Here is a 16,774-nt window from a genome sequence, read left to right as displayed (position 1 = left end):
ATTCTCCCTGTCTGAACTTGTGCGCTTAGGAAGGGCCGGAAAAGAAGAACGATAACCTGATGGGGGTTTTACGGCTCTGATGAGCGACCAGAATCTACTGGACGAACAGCTGGTTGAACGGGTCCAGCGCGGCGACAAAGCAGCTTTCAACCTGTTGGTAAAAAAATACCAGCATAAGGTGGTCAACCTGATTGCCCGGTATGTCAACAACCCCGGCGACGTGCCCGATGTGGCGCAAGAGGCGTTTATCAAAGCCTACCGGGCATTGCCGACATTCCGTGGCGAGAGTGCTTTTTACACCTGGTTGTACCGAATTGCCGTGAATACGGCGAAGAACTATCTGACCTCCCAGGGGCGCAGGCCCCCGAGCAGTGATGTGGAGGCTGACGAAGCGGAGTCTTATGGCGGCGGTGAAGCCTTGCAAGAGGTCTCAACCCCGGAAAACCTGGCGCTGACTGACGAGATCAAACGCACCGTGTTTTCAGCCATTGAGGCATTGCCGGAAGACCTGAGGACAGCGATCACCCTTCGCGAACTGGAAGGGCTGAGCTATGAAGAGATTGCCGAAATCATGGATTGCCCAGTGGGTACGGTCAGATCCCGTATCTTCCGGGCGAGGGAAGCAATCGACAAAAAGCTGCAACCTCTGATCGAGAATTAACTGGGGAAAGACGGGTTAACTTATGGCAAACAAAGAGCAAATCTCTGCCCTGATGGATGGTGAGCTGAGTGACGCAGAGGTACTGAACGAGCTGGAGATGGACTCTGGCTTGCAAGATACCTGGGGTCGTTACCACCTGATTGGCGATGCCATGCGGGGTGACCTGCCGGTCAATCTGCAACTGGATCTCAGTGACAGCATCATGGCTGCGCTGGAGGATGAGCCGACCATACTGGCACCCAAGCCGGTCGAGGCCGCTCCGGTGGCGCAACCGGTCGTTGCACCGGTCAAGACAGATTCCAATGTGGTACCCCTGTTTCGTCGGGTTGGCCAGCAGCTGGGGCAATATGCCATCGCTGCGTCTGTGGCCGCCGCCGTCATCTTCGGGGTGCAGCAGTATCAGGGTCAGGACGGCGTGCCGAACAACCCTGTGCTCAATACCATTCCCATCGGTGGTAGTGCTGCGCCAGTGAGCGTCCACTATCCGCAAGAGGGCAACCGCGTTCGGCCACAACAGGGAATGACCGAACAGCAGATGCAGGAGCAGCGCGAACGCATCAACGCCTTCCTGCGTGATCACCAGTTACAGCAGCGCCTGTTGCAAGACAGACAGATCCAACAATAACGAGTTGTCAGGGATACAAACGTGCGCCAGTCCAGCCGTATTTTGCTGGCCTCTCTCCTGCTAATCAGTGCCAAGGCCTCGGCCGACGACAAGTCGGCCGAGGCCTTGTTGCAGCAGATGCAGAGTGCCGTGCATCAACAGAATTTCGAGTTGTCCATGGTCAAGGCCCGTCAGGGGCGTCTTGAACCGATCCGCATCAGCCACGCCGTGATCAATGGCAAAGAAGTGGCTCATCTCAGCTACCTCGACGGCAAGGCGATCGAGTATCTGCAGCGCGAAAACGAGTTTACCTTCTTTGAAAACAGCCATGACCCCTACACCCTGAAGGATGCCCGCTTCCCAGGTATCTGGTCGAGCCTGGTCAGCATGCCGCTCTCCCGGGTATTGCAGAGCTATGATCCCGTACTGGCCGGCCGCAGCCGCGTCGCGGGTGTGGTGGCTCAGGTGGTGAGGCTGGTGCCCAAGGAGGCCGACAAGTACGGCTTCATGCTCTGGGTTGACGAGCAGAGCCATCTGCTGCTGCGTGTCGACATGGTGGAGCGGGAAGGCAATCTGGTCGAGCAGCTGCTTGGGGTTGATCTGGAGCTGCAGAACAAACCTGCCCCGTGGCTGGTGACCCTGGCCAACAGCAAGTTGCCCCCGGCGCTGGCGCTGGAAGATGCCTATCCGGCACCGCAGCAGCAGCTGAACTGGCAGGTGACCTGGTTGCCCGATGGCTTCAAGGTGTTGTCGCAGGACAGGCACCAGCTGGTGACCACCAGTATGCCAGTGGATTACATGATGCTCTCCGACGGGCTGGTGGATCTCTCGGTCTACGTCTCCCGGGTCGATCCCAAGCAGGCTGTGCGCCAGCAGCTGATCCGCCAGGGCGCCACCTCGCTGGTGAGCTTCGTCAACGAGGTGGGCGTCGAGATCACCGTGGTCGGGGAAGTGCCTGCCGAAACCGCCAAACGGATTGCCGAGTCGGTGCAGCCGCTGGCTCGCAACGAGGCCGTGCAGTGAGTCCATGCTCTGGGCTCACAGTGGTGCGCTGCTTGCCGTTGGCTGTGAGTCGTGTTCAGATCCAGCCATTGCATGAGCACGAGGTGTTGCCGTGAACGAGATGAGTGAAGAGCTGGCGACCGTAGTAGCCATCGAAGGAGATCATGCCTGGGTGGAGTGCGAACGGCGCTCTGCCTGCAACGGCTGCCAGCAGCAATCCGGTTGCGGTACCGGCACTGTCGCCAAGGCGTTTCCCCTGAAAGCCCCACGATTGCGGGTTCGCCTTACTGCCGAGGTGAGCGTTGGCCAGCAGATTCGGCTCGGCATCCCGCAAGAGAGCCTGCTACGCGGGGCCGCGCTGGTCTATGTGCTGCCGCTGTTCTGCCTGCTGGCGAGTGCTCTGCTGGGGCAACTCTGGCTGGCACCGCTGCTCTCGGGGGGAGAGGGGATCACCATTCTTGCCTCTCTGCTGGGGGGGGCTGGCGGCTTTTTACTGGTTCGTTACTTTTCCGGCCGGCTCGATGAGGGGCGTTATGGCCCCCGCATGCTCGGCGTTGTAGTTCCCGTCCGTACCCTCTCCTGACCGAACAGGCGCTATTTCACTGGCGTTGGCGACTAAAGAATGGCCGTCAGCCGGGTTATCCAGTAAAATCGCGCCTCCATAACCGACCTTAAACCAATTTTGAGTGACTCTTGCTCGATGAAACACATTCGTAACTTTTCGATTATTGCGCACATCGACCACGGTAAATCGACCCTGTCGGACCGTCTGATCCAGACTTGCGGTGGCTTGTCCGACCGCGAGATGCAGGCTCAGGTGCTTGACTCCATGGATCTGGAGCGCGAGCGCGGCATTACCATCAAGGCGCAGAGTGTGACCCTGAACTACCAGGCACAAGACGGTAACACCTACCAGCTGAACTTTATCGACACCCCGGGCCACGTGGATTTCTCCTACGAGGTCTCCCGCTCTTTGGCGGCCTGTGAAGGGGCGCTGCTGGTGGTAGATGCCGGCCAGGGGGTTGAGGCACAGACTCTGGCCAACTGCTACACAGCCATGGAGATGGATCTGGAAGTGGTGCCGGTACTGAACAAGATTGACCTGCCGGCTGCAGAACCCGAGCGGGTTGCCGAGGAGATCGAAGACATCGTCGGTATCGACGCGGTCGATGCGGTGCGCTGCTCCGCCAAGACCGGCCTTGGGGTCGATCTGGTACTGGAAGAGATCGTGGCCAAGATCCCGGCACCGGAAGGTGATCCGGACGCGCCGCTGCAGGCGCTGATCATCGACTCCTGGTTCGACTCCTATCTGGGTGTTGTCTCTCTGGTGCGGATCAAGAACGGTTCCCTGAAGAAGAACGACAAGATCAAGGTGATGAGCACCGGTCAGGTGTGGGGTGTCGATCGTATCGGTATCTTCACGCCCAAGCAGGTGGACACCGACGGGCTGGGTTGCGGCGAGGTAGGTTGGGTTGTCTGCGGTATCAAGGACATCCACGGCGCGCCGGTGGGCGATACCCTGACTCAGGCCAAAAACGGTGCCGACAAGGCGCTGGCCGGTTTCAAGAAGGTGAAACCGCAGGTGTATGCGGGTCTGTTCCCCATCTCCAGCGATGACTACGAGTCGTTCCGTGACGCCCTCGACAAGCTCTCCCTGAACGATGCCTCCCTGTTCTTCGAACCGGAGAGCTCGACTGCACTGGGCTTCGGCTTCCGTTGCGGCTTCCTCGGTATGTTGCACATGGAGATCATTCAGGAGCGTCTGGAGCGTGAATACGATCTGGATCTGATCACCACGGCGCCGACCGTAGTGTACGAGATAGAGCTGACTGACGGCTCCACCATCCACATCGACAGCCCGGCCCAGATGCCCGCCATCACCAGCATCAAGGAGATGCGCGAGCCGATCGCCGAGTGTCACATCCTGCTGCCGCAGGAGTACATGGGCAACGTCATCACCCTCTGTATCGAGAAGCGTGGCGTGCAGACCAACATGGTCTACCACGGCAAGCAGGTGGCGCTGACCTATGAAATCCCGATGGCGGAAGTGGTGCTCGACTTCTTCGACCGCCTGAAGTCAACCAGCCGCGGCTACGCCTCGCTGGACTACGGCTTCAAGCGTTTCGAAACCTCCGACATGGTGCGTCTGGACATCATGATCAACGGCGAGCGCGTCGACGCGCTCGCCATCATCACCCACAAGGACAACGCCCAGTATCGCGGTCGTCAGGTGGTGGAGAAGATGCGCGAGCTGATCCCGCGCCAGATGTTTGATATCGCGATTCAGGCGGCCATCGGCAACCAGATCATCGCGCGCAGCACCGTCAAGGCACTGCGCAAGGACGTAACCGCCAAGTGCTACGGTGGTGACGTGAGTCGTAAGAAGAAGCTGCTGAACAAGCAGAAAGAAGGTAAGAAGCGGATGAAGTCCCTCGGCCGTGTCGACGTGCCGCAGGAAGCCTTCCTCGCGATTCTCCACGTCGGAAAGGATTAATAGATGGCAAGCACGTTTTCCCTGATCCTGGTGGTGGTCTGCGCGATCACCGGTGTTATCTGGTGTCTGGACAAGATGATCTGGTCCAAACAGCGAGCCGCCAAAATTGCCGTGGCCCGTGCCCATGGCGGCGCTCATCTGGATGACAAAACCCTGGCCAAGGTTGCCCCCGTTCCGGTCTGGATTGAACAGACCGCCGGGGTCTTCCCGGTCATCACCTTTGTACTGATCCTGCGTTCGTTCATCTTTGAACCGTTCCAGATCCCGTCAGGCTCCATGATGCCCACTCTGCTGGTGGGCGATTTCATCCTGGTGGAGAAGTTTGCCTATGGTCTGCGGGACCCGGTGACCAACACCAAGTTCCTCGAGACCGGTGAGCCCAAGCGCGGCGATGTGGTGGTGTTCAAATACCCGCTCGAACCGCGGGTGGACTACATCAAGCGGGTGGTCGGCATGCCGGGGGATCGGGTCATCTATCGCAACAAGGAGCTGATGATCCGGCCCAAGTGCGAGGAGCAGGAGGGGAAAACGTGCCCGGGCTTCCAGAAGCTCGATGTCAAGTTTGAACAAAGAGGCGAATTTACCCAGATGGGGATCCCCCTTGACCGCTATACCGAGCAGCTGGGCGATGTCTCCCACGAGACCCTGCGCAACCCGCTGATGCCCGATATGGTTGGCCGTTACTATCGTCAACCCGGCACCTATCCTGATGAGTGGGTAGTACCGGAAGGGCAATATTTCGTGATGGGCGACAACCGTGACAACAGTACCGACAGCCGTTTCTGGGGCTTTGTGCCCGAGCAGAACTTGGTTGGCAAGGCGGTCGCTATCTGGATAAGTTTTGAATTCGAGCGCGAAGAGGGCTCCCTGCTGCCAAGCTGGGTACCGACAGGGGTGCGCTTCAACCGCATTGGCGGAATCAAGTAAATGAATATCAAGATGAACAGACTGCAGTCCCGTCTCGGACACGTCTTTCAGGATCTGGAACTGCTGACCCGGGCGCTGACTCACCGCAGCGCCGGTTCCCGTCACAACGAGCGACTGGAGTTTTTGGGTGACTCGATTTTGAGTCTGGTGATTGCCGACGATCTCTTCCACCGCTTCCCGCAAGCGGCGGAAGGGGATCTCAGCCGGATGCGTGCCACTCTGGTGCGCGAGAAGACCCTGGCCGAGCTGGGCCGCGAGTTTGACCTCGGGGATCACCTGATCCTGGGGCCGGGCGAGCTGAAAAGCGGCGGTTTTCGCCGTGAATCTATCCTGGCCGATACAGTCGAGGCGGTGATTGGTGCCGTCTATCTGGACAGTGATCTCGAGACAGTACGGACTCTGCTGCTGGGCTGGTACACCAGCCGTCTGGAGGAGATCAAGCCGGGCATCGAGCAGAAGGATCCCAAGACCCGTCTGCAAGAAATTCTGCAGGGAAGCCGCAAATCCCTGCCGACCTATACAGTGACCAACGTCAAGGGCGAAGCCCACAACCAGGAGTTCACCGTCCAGTGTGACGTGGAAGGTCTGGATGGTCCGATCAAAGGGGTCGGCACCAGCCGCCGCAAGGCCGAACAGGCCGCGGCGCAGCAAGCATTGGAAAAACTGTCATGACAGATACAACCTACTGCGGCTTTGTCGCCATCGTGGGCCGCCCCAACGTGGGCAAGTCCACCCTGCTCAACAAGCTGCTTGGCCAGAAGGTCAGCATCACCTCGAAAAAACCCCAGACCACCCGTCACCGGATCCTGGGGATCGACACCGAGGATAACTACCAGACCATCTATGTCGATACCCCGGGTCTGCACATCGAAGAGAAACGGGCCATCAACCGCCTGATGAACCGCGCCGCCACCAGTTCGCTGGGGGACGTGGCCATGGTGGTATTCATGGTGGACGGCACTCACTGGACCAAAGATGACGAGATGGTGCTGGGCAAGTTGCGCAATCTCAAGTGCCCCGTGGTGCTGGCGGTCAACAAGATCGACAACGTCAAGGAGAAGGAGGAGCTGCTGCCCCACCTCGAGTGGCTGGGCCAGCAGATGAACTTCGCCCATATCCTGCCCATCAGTGCCCAGAAGGGTACCAACGTGGAGAAGATCCGCGAGTGGGCCAAGCCGTTGCTGCCGGAAAACGTCCACTTCTTCCCGGAAGATTACGTGACCGATCGCTCCTCCCGATTCATGGCCTCCGAGATCATCCGCGAGAAGCTGATGCGCTTCACCGGCGAGGAGCTGCCCTACTCGGTGACGGTGGAGATCGAGCGCTTCAAGGTGGAAGAGAGCGGTATCTATCACATCCACGGCCTCATTCTGGTCGAGCGAGATGGCCAGAAGAAGATGGTCATCGGCAACAAGGGCGAGAAGATCAAGACCATCGGTACCGAAGCGCGCCTCGATATGGAACGGCTGTTCCAGAACAAGGTGCACCTCGAGCTGTGGGTCAAGGTCAAGTCAGGCTGGGCCGATGACGAGCGCGCCCTGCGTAGTCTTGGTTACGGCGATGATTAAGAACCTGTGCACGCGCTTACTGCGAGGCCATGATCAAGGCTCATGCGCTGCTCGGAATCCTCATGTATTCACATACACTCCGGTTCCTGCGCTGCTCTTTACCTTGCTGACGGCCTCTCGTGACAGTGCGTGGACAGGTTTTGAGAGGTAATGGCGGATTGCTGACCCCGGCTTTCGTCATCCATAGCCGGCCCTATCGTGAGACCAGCCAGCTGGTCGAGGTATTCACCCAGGATAGTGGCCGCTTTACTCTGGTGGCTCGCGGTTCTCGCGGGCCACGCTCCCCTCTCAAGGGGCTACTGCAACCCTTTACCCTGCTGACCATCGCCTGGCGCGGCAAGGGGGATCTCAAGAACCTTACCCAGGTCGAATGTCCCGACCACTCCCTGCGACTCGGTGGCGATCGCCTCTTCTACGGCCTCTATCTCAACGAGCTGGTCTACTACCTGCTGGAAGCCCACACCCCGTTCCCCGAGGTGTTCGATGCCTATGCCCGTGCCATCATGGCGCTGGCTGACGGCGAGACGCCTGAGCTGCCGCTGCGCCGCTTCGAGTTTCTGCTGCTGCAGGCGCTCGGCTATGCAGTCGATTTCGAATACACGGCGGACGACGAGTCGCCCATCGAGCCGACCCTGCTCTATGGCTTCGAGCGTGAATTGGGCTTTGTTGCTTGCGAGCGGGCGCCGGATCCCCGTACCCTGTTTCTCGGTGCCCACCTGCTCGCCTTTGCCGAGGGACGTTTCGATACCCCTCCCTTGCTGCAGGCGGCCAAACGTTTCAGCCGGCTGGCGCTGCAACCCTATCTGGGCAAGCGCCAGTTAAAGAGCCGGGAGCTGTTTTTAAAACGCAAAGCCAGCATCCAAGGCTGACACAGATTACAGACATACGGATATTGGCGCGGGGTGATTCGCTGACCGCGCAGTCAACAGATGAAGACTTTCAAGGAGTTCTCAATGAGTGAAATCTATCTGGGTGTGAACATCGACCATATCGCCACCCTGCGCAACGCCCGGGGCACCCAGTATCCGGATCCGGTACAGGCCGCCTTCGTGGCCGAGCAGGCCGGGGCCGATGGCATTACCGTGCATCTGCGAGAAGATCGCCGCCACATCACCGACCGCGATGTGGAGATCCTGCGTCAGACCATTCAGACCAGAATGAATTTGGAGATGGCGGTGACCGAAGAGATGATCGGCATCGCCTGCCGCATCAAGCCTCACTTCGTCTGTCTGGTGCCGGAGAAGCGCACCGAAGTGACCACCGAGGGCGGTCTGGAGGTGGCCGGTCAGCTGGCCAAGGTGACTGATGCCGTTGCCCGTCTCTCCGCGGTAGGGGCTCAGGTATCCCTCTTTATCGATGCCGACCCAATCCAGATCGATGCGGCCGCCGAGAGTGGCGCCCCCTTTATCGAGATCCACACCGGCCGTTACGCCGATGCCACCACAGATGCCGAGCGCAATGCCGAGTTCAAGCGTATCGCCGCCGGTGCCTCCTATGCCGCTGGCAAGGGGCTCAAGGTCAATGCCGGCCACGGTCTGCACTACCACAACGTCAAGGCCATCGCCGCCATCCCCGAGCTCTATGAGCTCAACATCGGCCACGCCATTATCGGCCGCGCCGCCTTTGATGGTCTGGCCAAGGCGGTCAGCGATATGCGCCTGCTGATGCAGGAAGCCCGTCAGGGGATCTGAGCCGCCAGCAGTCTCGCGGCCCGAGACAGGTCGCCATAAACACTAAGGGACGCCACGGCGTCCTTTGTTATGCCTAGGCCTATTCACCCAAACGAAATGGCTTGGCAGCCACCGCGCTGTAATAACCCAGTACAATCGGCTATAACCAGTTGATGTCAAAAGGGTTACACTGGTTGGCCCTGCGAGCTGGACGAGATTGTTATGGAGCACCCCTTGTACCACCCCGATATCACCGAACTTGAACCTGTCGCCCGCGCTGCGGGGGCGGCCATCATGGCCATCTACAGCCAGCCCTTCGCGGTGGAGTACAAGTGCGACGAGAGTCCGCTGACCGCGGCCGACAAGGGGGCTCATGAGGTGATCGTTCAGGCGTTGGCACGGCTGACTCCCGACATCCCTCTATTGTCCGAGGAGTCGGGGCCCGAGGTGATGGCGGCGCGCCACGGCTGGTCCCGTTACTGGCTGGTGGATCCCCTCGATGGCACCAAGGAGTTTGTCTCCCGCAACGGCGAGTTCACCGTCAATATTGCGCTGATTGAAGAGGGGGCGCCGCGCTGGGGACTTGTTTATGCGCCGGTGCTGGACAAGCTCTGGTATGGCGGCAAGGGCGCGGGGGCCTGGCGCATCGCTGGTGGCAAGCGCGAGTCCATCCAGACCCGGCCTCATCGTGAAGGAACTGCATGGCGAGTGGTGGGCAGTCGCAACCACCTGTCGCAGGAGACCCTCGATTTCTTGGCTCCCTTTGGTGAAATCGAGCTGATCTCCATGGGCAGTTCGCTGAAGTTCTGCATCATCGCCGAGGGGGGCGCCGAGCTCTATCCGCGCCTCGCCCCCACCTGCGAGTGGGATACCGGCGCTGCGCAGGCGGTGCTAGAGGGGGCGGGGGGCAGTGTCACCCAACTCGACGGTTCACCGCTGCGCTATAACAAGCCCGACATCCTCAACCCCTGGTTTGTCGCCAGGGCGTGACCTTGCCAGTACGCTGAGCATCGCCCAATAAAAAGAGGCCGGAGCGGGTTGCATACCCACTCCGGCCTCTTTGTATTTGACGCAGTTTTAAAAGACTTTCTTGAACGGCTTGATGGTCACTTTGGCATAGACGCCAGCTGCCACATAGGGATCGGCATCGGCCCAGGCTTTGGCGTCAGCCAGCGAGGCAAACTCGGCGATGACGGTGCTGCCGGTAAAGCCGGCATCGGCCGGGTCCTCGGCATCGATGGCCGGGTTGGGGCCGGCAGTCAGCAGCCGACCTTCATCCTGCAGGGCTTGCAGGCGAGCCAGATGGGCGGGGCGAACCTGCTTGCGCAGCGGCAGGCTGCCCTGAACATCTTCGGAGTAGATGAGATACCACATGAGACAATCCTTTTCTGATGAGGGTTATTTTTTAAGCTGTTCTTTTTGATCAGCCGGAATGTGGCGGTAGAGGTAGACACCGCTGAGCAGGGTGAAGATCAGGGTCATGCCGAGCAGGCCGAACACCTTGAAGTTGACCCACATCTCCTGCGGCAGGTTGAAGGCCACATAGAGATTGAGCAGGCCGCAGACGGCAAAGAAACCGGCCCAGCCGAGGTTGACCCGATCCCAGATGGCGTCGGGTGCCTGCAGCTCCTTGGCCAGCATCTGCTTGATCAGGTTCTTGCCAAAGCCATAGCGGCTGATGAGCAGACCCAACGCAAACAGGGCGTTGATGACGGTCACTTTCCACTTGATGAAGGTGTCATCGTGGAAGAACACTGTGAGACCGCCAAAGAAGCCGACCAGCAGGAAGGTAAAAAGCTGCATCTTCTCGACCTTGCGATAGCGGATCCAGCTATAGGCGAGCTGCAGACCGGTGACCACCACCAGGGCGCCAGTGGCCATGTAGATGTCGTAGAACTTGTAGACCGCAAAGAAAACGATAAGTGGAATAAATTCAATAAATTGCTTCATTTCTGACGTCTAGTCCTCAAAGATGGCCTGCAAATTTTGCCCAGTCTACCTGCACGGTGGACAACGGCAAATGAATTAGACCGCTCATTTTTACGCCGGTTCCGCGCTGTCGCCAAACAGTTGGCGAGCAATGGTGAGCCCCAGTCGCTGCTGATCGGCCAGCAGGTCGCGGATATGGCGCTCTTCAATCAGGGGGTTGAGCAGCACGGCGCGCAGCAGGGTGAGAGGTTGGGTACCGTAGCGCACCACGGCGCGCTGGGTACGGGAGACGAAGCTGTGTCCCTCGGCGCGCTGGGCTTTTTGCAGCGCTACGTTGAAGGCGTTGATCTGCTCGTTGGCCGCTTCATCCAGCACCTTGCCCTGCAGATGGGGCGGGATGCAGCGATAGGAGAGCAGATTCATCACCGGAGTAGACATCAGCTCGAAGGCCGGATTGCTGGTGATGAGCTCGGCCATCCGTCGGGCCCGGTCGTAGTTGGCCTCGATGAGGTCGGCATAGCCTTGCTGGCCGAACAGCTGGAAGGCGGCATCCAGATAGAGGGCATTGGCCGGGCGGGTGCCCTCCAAGGTAAAGCGGCCCTGATCAAACGAGGTGGCTCGGATGGCGTAGGGGGCCTCCCGCTTGACCGCCATCATCAGGTCCGGCTGGCGGCAGAGCAGCATGCCGGTACCGAGCGGCACCAGCAGCTGTTTGTGGCCATCCAGAGTGACTGTATCGGCGTGCTCGATCCCGGCCAGCAGCTTTTGATAGCGGGGTGAGAAGAGGGTCGGGCCACCCCAGGCGGCATCCACGTGAAAGTGGATCTGCTCGCGTTTGGCGATGGCGGCCAGCTCCGGCAGGGGATCGATGGAGCCAAAGTCGGTGCTGCCCGCCACACCGACCAGCGCCAGTACTTTCAATTTCTGCTCTTTGCACTGGATCAGCGCCTGCTCCAGCGCGGCCAGACTGAGCCGGTTCTGCTCGTCGGTCTCGAGGCGCCAGACGCTGCGGGCGCCCAGCCCCAGCAGATCCATCCCCTTGTCGAAGGAGTAGTGCATCAGCCGGGAGCCGAGAATGACGGCGCCGCGATAGCCCTGCTCGTAGAGGGCGAACAGGTTGTCGCCGCAGGCGCGGTTGCGGGCCAGCCAGAGGGCGGTGACGTTGGCGATGGTGCCGCCGCTGGTCATGACGCCGAGGGCGGCATCCTTGGCATGCATCTGTTCGCCGTAGAAGGCATCGTCCATGCCGTAGATGAGGCGGTGCAGCTTGGCCAGCACCTCCCGCTCCAGAAAGCTGAGCAGACGGGAGGACTCCATCTTCATCGGATTCTGGTTGAGCATCACCACCAGACGGGAGAGCTCGGCAGTGAAGGCCGGCAATGGTGCCGTCATATGACCCATGTAGCGTGGCGAGGTGAGGTGAGAGGCGCCGGGTACCAGGGTAGCCAGCCGGGCGAGATAGGCCTCGGTCGAGCAGCCGCTGGCGGGCATGCGGGACTGGTCGAGCTGGTGGGTGAACAGGTCGCGCTGGTAGGGGGCCTGACTGTCGTCGGAGTGGTGGAAGGTCTCCAGCAAGGTGCTCATCGCCTCGCCAAAGGCGGGATCCGCTTGTGCAAACAGCTCAGTCAACTTCATCAGGTTCTCCAGACCAGGTCACCGGGGTAGGTGTCTATGCCGCTTCTGTCGGGCATCGGCGGCAGAGCATACACCAAAGGGGGGCGGGTGACAGCCACCCCATTTTTTAAGCGAACACTTGTACTCTGAAATGGCGCTGGGTAGAGTGTCGCCAATGATGACGGAGTGAATGTTATGAGTGGTGTGATGGATTACTCCCCCCGGGAAGAGCTGGCCAACCGGCTGAGCCACGGAGCGGGATTGTTGCTGGGTATTGCCGGGTTGGTGCTGCTGCTCATCAAGGGGTGGGGGCAGGGCACGCAAGCGCTGGTGAGCTACAGCCTCTATGGTGGCAGTCTGGTGCTGCTCTATCTCGCCTCGACCCTCTACCACAGCATGGCGGAGGGCAAGGCGCGACGTTGGTGCAAGGTGTTTGATCACTGCGCTATCTATCTGCTGATCGCCGGTACCTATACTCCCTTCCTGCTGGTGGCGCTCGATACGCCGCTGGCGCGCGGGCTGATGGTGGTGATCTGGGGGCTGGCGCTGGCCGGGGTGGTGTTCAAGCTGATATTCATCAACCGCTTCAAGAAGTTGTCGCTGTTTACCTATCTGATGCTGGGCTGGCTGTCGCTGGTGGTTATCTATCAGCTCTATATCCATCTGGCTGGTGAAGGGCTGCTGCTGCTCGCGGTGGGCGGGCTGGTCTACAGCCTCGGGGTGATCTTCTACGTGGCCAAGCGAATTCCCTACAACCACGCCATCTGGCATCTGTTTGTGCTGGGGGGCAGCATTTGTCACTTTATGGCCATTTATGGCTATGTCGTTTAATTAACCCTTAATTGGTATTTTTGCCGCACCAAAGGATAAATTCGTGCGTTATCACACAGTTGGCGGCATCGTTTGCTGACAAGCTAGGGACAGTTCAATTCGCAAAGGATGCACACAATGAGTGATATCGCGCTTTCCATCAGCATGTTGTCGCTGGTGGCAGTGCTGGGGCTCTGGCTGGGGAACTGGCGAGTCTATGGCGTCGGGTTGGGGATAGGAGGGGTGCTGTTCGGCGGCATCATAGTCGGCCACTTTGCCGGCCTCTCCGGTCTCGCACTGGATGAAAAAACCCTGCACTTCATTCAAGAGTTCGGTCTGATCCTGTTTGTCTACACCATCGGCATTCAGGTTGGTCCCGGCTTCTTCTCTTCTCTGCGCAGCTCCGGCCTCAAGCTCAACGGCTTTGCGGCCCTGCTGGTGCTGCTCGGTGGCGTGGTCGCTGCGGCCCTGCACCAGCTGTTCGATGTGCCGCTGCCGGTGATCCTCGGGGTCTTCTCCGGAGCAGTCACCAATACTCCTTCGCTCGGTGCGGGCCAGCAGATCCTGGGTGAACTGGGTGCAGCTCCCGGCTCCACCGGTCTGATGGGGATGGGCTATGCGGTTGCCTACCCGTTCGGTATCTGCGGCATTTTGCTCACCATGTGGCTGATCAGGGTCTTCTTTCGCATCAAGGTTGAGGAGGAAGCCGCCCAGTTCGAGCTGCAGACCGGCAAGACCAAGGAGAGCCTGCAGACCATCAACATCGCGGTGCGCAACCCCAATATGCATGGCCTGATGCTGAGCGAGATCCCGAGTCTCGACGAAGCCGATGTCATCTGTTCACGGCTCAAGCGCGGCGATGAGCTGATGGTGCCGCGTCCCGATTCGCGCATCGAGTTGGGCGACCTGCTCCACCTGGTGGGTGAGCGCCATGCGCTGCACAAGGTGCTGCTGGTGCTCGGGGAGGAGGTGGAGACCTCGCTCTCGACTCGTGGCACCGACCTGCGTGTCGAGCGGGTGGTAGTGACCAACGAGCAGGTATTGGGCAAGAAGATCCGCGATCTTGACATCAAACAGCGTTATGACGTGGTGATCTCCCGCCTCAATCGGGCCGGTATCGAACTGGTGCCGACCAGCCAGACCAGCCTGCAGTTTGGTGACATCCTCAACCTGGTGGGGCGCCTCGATGCCATCGAAGCGGTGACCAATGTGGTCGGCAACGTGCAGCAGAAACTGCAGCAGGTGCAGATGCTGCCGGTCTTTATCGGGATCGGCCTTGGCGTGCTGCTTGGCTCCATCCCCTTCTATCTGCCGGGCTTCCCAGCCGCGCTCAAGCTCGGCCTGGCGGGCGGGCCGCTGGTGGTGGCGCTGATCCTGTCGCGGATCGGCAGCATCGGCAAGCTCTACTGGTTCATGCCGCCCAGTGCCAACCTGGCGCTGCGGGAGATCGGGATCGTGCTGTTTCTGGCGGTGGTCGGCTTCAAGTCCGGTGCCGGCTTCGTCGATACCCTGATCCACGGCGATGGCCCCTCATGGATGCTCTATGGCGTCGCCATTACCCTTATTCCGTTGCTGGTGGTCGGGGTACTGGCTCGCCTCTATGGCAAGATGAACTACCTCACCCTGTGTGGTTTGCTGGCCGGCTCCATGACCGATCCTCCCGCGCTGGCCTTTGCCAACGCCATGCATCCGACCAGCGGCGCCAGTGCTCTCTCATATGCCACTGTCTACCCGCTGGTGATGTTCCTGCGGATCATCTCGCCGCAGCTCTTGGCCATCATCCTCTGGGCTGGCGCATAACTCTCTGAAATGGCAGGTGCATGGTTTGTCATGCTCCTGCCATATTTCTGTAATGTATTGATAAAATTGATTTTATTTTATATCCCTCCGTTAGCTCCGACCCTTCTGGCCGGCTGAACAGTTCAGCCCCAAATCAGTCTATTCTTTCGAATTTTCTCACTGGTTATTTCCACTGCCTGTGTGCAAAGTAGGCTGTGGCTTTTTGCATGCAAATCAGGATTCAGGAGAGAACATGATTACCAATGCCATTACCTTGGAACAGGGCGTAACCGTAACCCAACTCAAAGGAAAAATTTACCTGCTTGCCGCAGACGGCAGCCGGAAGCTGTTGGTTGAAGGGGATGTACTGCCAAAAGGGGCTGTGATTGTCTCTCCCGATGGTGGCAGCTTTATGGGCGGCAACCAGTCGTTCAATGTGCAGCCGGCCGGTCAGCCGAGCGAGTCGGCCGAAGAGGGAGATGCACCCCAGCTGGCACAAAACGGTGCACCCGGCACTCTGAGCGATATCAATGCACTGCAACAAGCCATTTTGGGTGGCGCTGACCCGACCAAGACTTTTGAAGCCTCTGCCGCGGGTGGCGCACCTGCCGCTGGCGGTGGCGGCGTCGGCGGTGTTGCTGGTGCCAGCGGCAACGGCGGCTTTGTCACCATCGACCGCGTAGGTGATGCCACCATCTCCCAGGCCGGGTTTGATACGACCTACAATAACGGCACCGCGCCGACGCTGGATGCGACAGGCATTGCAGATCAGCCTTTCATCTCCGCCAATCTGACCCTCTCTGCGCAGCCTCAAGTAAATGAAGGCGGTTCCATCACCTTTACTGCCTCTGTTGATGTACCTGTTTTTGGCACCGATCTGGTCATTACTCTCTCAAATGGTGCTGTCATTACCATTCCTGCTGGCCAAACTATCGGTTCCGTTACTGTGGCTGTGCCTGCCGACAGCCCCTATGTCGACCCGTCCACGATCACTGTTTCGATCACTGGTACTCAGGGCGGTGGTTTCAACCAGATCATTACCGGTCCTTCAACGACCACCCAGATTAACGACACCATCGATACCACCACAGTGACCCTGGGTGCTCCGGCGCAGGTCAACGAAGGGGGCCAGATCACCTACAGTGCCAGCGTCAACAACGCCCCGCAGAGTGACCTGGTGCTGACCCTGTCCAACGGCGCCAGCATCACCATCAAGGCGGGCGAGTTGAGCGGCAGCGTGACGGTCGATGCCCCGAGTGACGACGTTTACAAAGATGGCAGCAGCCTGACGGTGGGCATTACCGGCAGCAGCGGTGGCAACTACGAGCAGCTGGACACCAGCAGCAAGGTGATCACTGTGGTGGCTGACACAGTGGACACCACCACCGTGACCCTGAGCTCGGCCACCAACGGCCAGACCATGACCGAGGGCGGCAGCATTGTCTACACCGCCAGCGTCAGTAACCCGGTGACCGGCAGCCCGCTGACCGTGACCCTCTCCAACGGGGTGGTGATCACCATTCCGGTGGGCGCCAGCAGTGCCAACAGCGAGCCGGTACCGGTTCGTGGAGATGACATTTATCAGCAAGGTGAAGAGTCACTGAGAGTCACTATCGACAAGACCAGTGGTGGCAATTACGAGAATGTGGTTAGCACTGGCACCATCACCAATACAGTGGTGGATGATCAGGATGCCCCGACCCTGACCCTGACCGG

The 16,774-nt window shown here is 59.5% G+C and carries 17 protein-coding genes; 14 read left to right on the top strand and 3 right to left on the bottom strand.

The annotated features are described in order from the left end of the window. The first annotated feature begins 79 nt into the window (after positions 1–79). From rpoE to cysQ, 11 genes are all read left to right on the top strand, one after another. On the top strand, positions 80–661 hold the full coding sequence (rpoE, locus tag BS300_RS19610) for an RNA polymerase sigma factor RpoE (protein WP_033112788.1): 582 nt from the start codon (positions 80–82) through the stop codon (positions 659–661). Between the two features lie 22 nt (positions 662–683). Then, entirely contained in the window at positions 684–1,286 is a 603-nt protein-coding gene (locus BS300_RS19605; protein ID WP_033112789.1) for an RseA family anti-sigma factor, read from the top strand. A 21-nt stretch (positions 1,287–1,307) separates the two neighbouring features. After that, positions 1,308–2,288 (top strand): MucB/RseB C-terminal domain-containing protein, encoded by a 981-nt coding sequence (locus tag BS300_RS19600; RefSeq protein ID WP_041210625.1) that lies wholly within the window; start codon positions 1,308–1,310, stop codon positions 2,286–2,288. A 100-nt stretch (positions 2,289–2,388) separates the two neighbouring features. After that, positions 2,389–2,850, top strand: a complete 462-nt coding sequence (locus BS300_RS19595) for a SoxR reducing system RseC family protein (protein ID WP_033112791.1) — start codon at positions 2,389–2,391, stop codon at positions 2,848–2,850. Between the two features lie 117 nt (positions 2,851–2,967). After that, a complete protein-coding gene (gene lepA / locus BS300_RS19590; protein ID WP_033112792.1) occupies positions 2,968–4,761 on the top strand; it encodes a translation elongation factor 4 in 1,794 nt (597 codons plus the stop codon). A gap of 3 nt (positions 4,762–4,764) precedes the next feature. After that, entirely contained in the window at positions 4,765–5,688 is a 924-nt protein-coding gene (lepB, locus tag BS300_RS19585) for a signal peptidase I (RefSeq protein WP_033112793.1), read from the top strand. Further along, a complete protein-coding gene (gene rnc / locus BS300_RS19580; protein WP_033112794.1) occupies positions 5,689–6,360 on the top strand; it encodes a ribonuclease III in 672 nt (223 codons plus the stop codon). After that, positions 6,357–7,256: a GTPase Era gene (gene era, locus BS300_RS19575; protein ID WP_033112795.1), complete on the top strand. Its 900-nt coding sequence runs from the start codon at positions 6,357–6,359 to the stop codon at positions 7,254–7,256. Before rnc ends, era begins: the two co-directional genes overlap by 4 nt. A gap of 158 nt (positions 7,257–7,414) precedes the next feature. Then, on the top strand, positions 7,415–8,125 hold the full coding sequence (recO, locus tag BS300_RS19570; RefSeq protein WP_041210624.1) for a DNA repair protein RecO: 711 nt from the start codon (positions 7,415–7,417) through the stop codon (positions 8,123–8,125). 84 nt (positions 8,126–8,209) lie between these two features. Continuing rightward, positions 8,210–8,947, top strand: a complete 738-nt coding sequence (pdxJ, locus tag BS300_RS19565; protein WP_071914779.1) for a pyridoxine 5'-phosphate synthase — start codon at positions 8,210–8,212, stop codon at positions 8,945–8,947. A gap of 213 nt (positions 8,948–9,160) precedes the next feature. Continuing rightward, positions 9,161–9,916: a 3'(2'),5'-bisphosphate nucleotidase CysQ gene (gene cysQ, locus BS300_RS19560; RefSeq protein WP_071914777.1), complete on the top strand. Its 756-nt coding sequence runs from the start codon at positions 9,161–9,163 to the stop codon at positions 9,914–9,916. A gap of 87 nt (positions 9,917–10,003) precedes the next feature. Here the strand turns inward: cysQ and BS300_RS19555 are convergent, their stop codons facing one another. From BS300_RS19555 to BS300_RS19545, 3 genes are all read right to left on the bottom strand, one after another. Next, a complete protein-coding gene (locus BS300_RS19555) occupies positions 10,004–10,300 on the bottom strand; it encodes a YciI family protein (protein ID WP_069556199.1) in 297 nt (98 codons plus the stop codon). 24 nt (positions 10,301–10,324) lie between these two features. Beyond that, complete coding sequence (locus tag BS300_RS19550) at positions 10,325–10,876, bottom strand: septation protein A (RefSeq protein WP_071914774.1); 552 nt, start codon at positions 10,874–10,876, stop codon at positions 10,325–10,327. Positions 10,877–10,966: 90 nt separating this feature from the next. Beyond that, positions 10,967–12,490, bottom strand: coding sequence for an aminotransferase class V-fold PLP-dependent enzyme (locus tag BS300_RS19545; RefSeq protein WP_071914772.1), 1,524 nt, complete (start codon positions 12,488–12,490; stop codon positions 10,967–10,969). A gap of 174 nt (positions 12,491–12,664) precedes the next feature. Here BS300_RS19545 and BS300_RS19540 point away from each other — a divergent pair, with 174 nt between their 5' ends. The 3 genes from BS300_RS19540 to BS300_RS21520 all read left to right on the top strand — a co-directional run. Next, a complete protein-coding gene (locus BS300_RS19540; protein ID WP_071914770.1) occupies positions 12,665–13,300 on the top strand; it encodes a hemolysin III family protein in 636 nt (211 codons plus the stop codon). A gap of 117 nt (positions 13,301–13,417) precedes the next feature. Beyond that, a complete protein-coding gene (locus BS300_RS19535; RefSeq protein ID WP_071914768.1) occupies positions 13,418–15,079 on the top strand; it encodes a putative transporter in 1,662 nt (553 codons plus the stop codon). A gap of 232 nt (positions 15,080–15,311) precedes the next feature. Next, positions 15,312–16,774, top strand: a 1,463-nt coding sequence (locus tag BS300_RS21520) for a retention module-containing protein (RefSeq protein ID WP_239693844.1), incomplete at its 3' end; no start/stop codon positions are given.

It is taken from the genome of Aeromonas sp. SCS5, assembly GCF_001887375.1.
GTDB classification, from domain to species: domain Bacteria; phylum Pseudomonadota; class Gammaproteobacteria; order Enterobacterales; family Aeromonadaceae; genus Aeromonas; species Aeromonas jandaei.
Note: the sequence above shows the minus strand (reverse complement) of the source record. Positions and strands in the feature narration are given on the sequence as shown.

Coding starts and splice junctions, on each gene's coding strand:
- BS300_RS19535 (WP_071914768.1), top strand. CDS start 13,418: ATGAGTGATATCGCGCTTTCCATCAGCATGTTGTCGCTGGTGGCAGTG.
- rpoE (WP_033112788.1), top strand. CDS start 80: ATGAGCGACCAGAATCTACTGGACGAACAGCTGGTTGAACGGGTCCAG.
- BS300_RS19555 (WP_069556199.1), bottom strand. CDS start 10,300: ATGTGGTATCTCATCTACTCCGAAGATGTTCAGGGCAGCCTGCCGCTG.
- era (WP_033112795.1), top strand. CDS start 6,357: ATGACAGATACAACCTACTGCGGCTTTGTCGCCATCGTGGGCCGCCCC.
- lepB (WP_033112793.1), top strand. CDS start 4,765: ATGGCAAGCACGTTTTCCCTGATCCTGGTGGTGGTCTGCGCGATCACC.
- BS300_RS19545 (WP_071914772.1), bottom strand. CDS start 12,490: ATGAAGTTGACTGAGCTGTTTGCACAAGCGGATCCCGCCTTTGGCGAG.
- BS300_RS19550 (WP_071914774.1), bottom strand. CDS start 10,876: ATGAAGCAATTTATTGAATTTATTCCACTTATCGTTTTCTTTGCGGTC.
- BS300_RS19540 (WP_071914770.1), top strand. CDS start 12,665: ATGAGTGGTGTGATGGATTACTCCCCCCGGGAAGAGCTGGCCAACCGG.
- BS300_RS19595 (WP_033112791.1), top strand. CDS start 2,389: ATGAGTGAAGAGCTGGCGACCGTAGTAGCCATCGAAGGAGATCATGCC.
- lepA (WP_033112792.1), top strand. CDS start 2,968: ATGAAACACATTCGTAACTTTTCGATTATTGCGCACATCGACCACGGT.
- BS300_RS19605 (WP_033112789.1), top strand. CDS start 684: ATGGCAAACAAAGAGCAAATCTCTGCCCTGATGGATGGTGAGCTGAGT.
- pdxJ (WP_071914779.1), top strand. CDS start 8,210: ATGAGTGAAATCTATCTGGGTGTGAACATCGACCATATCGCCACCCTG.
- rnc (WP_033112794.1), top strand. CDS start 5,689: ATGAATATCAAGATGAACAGACTGCAGTCCCGTCTCGGACACGTCTTT.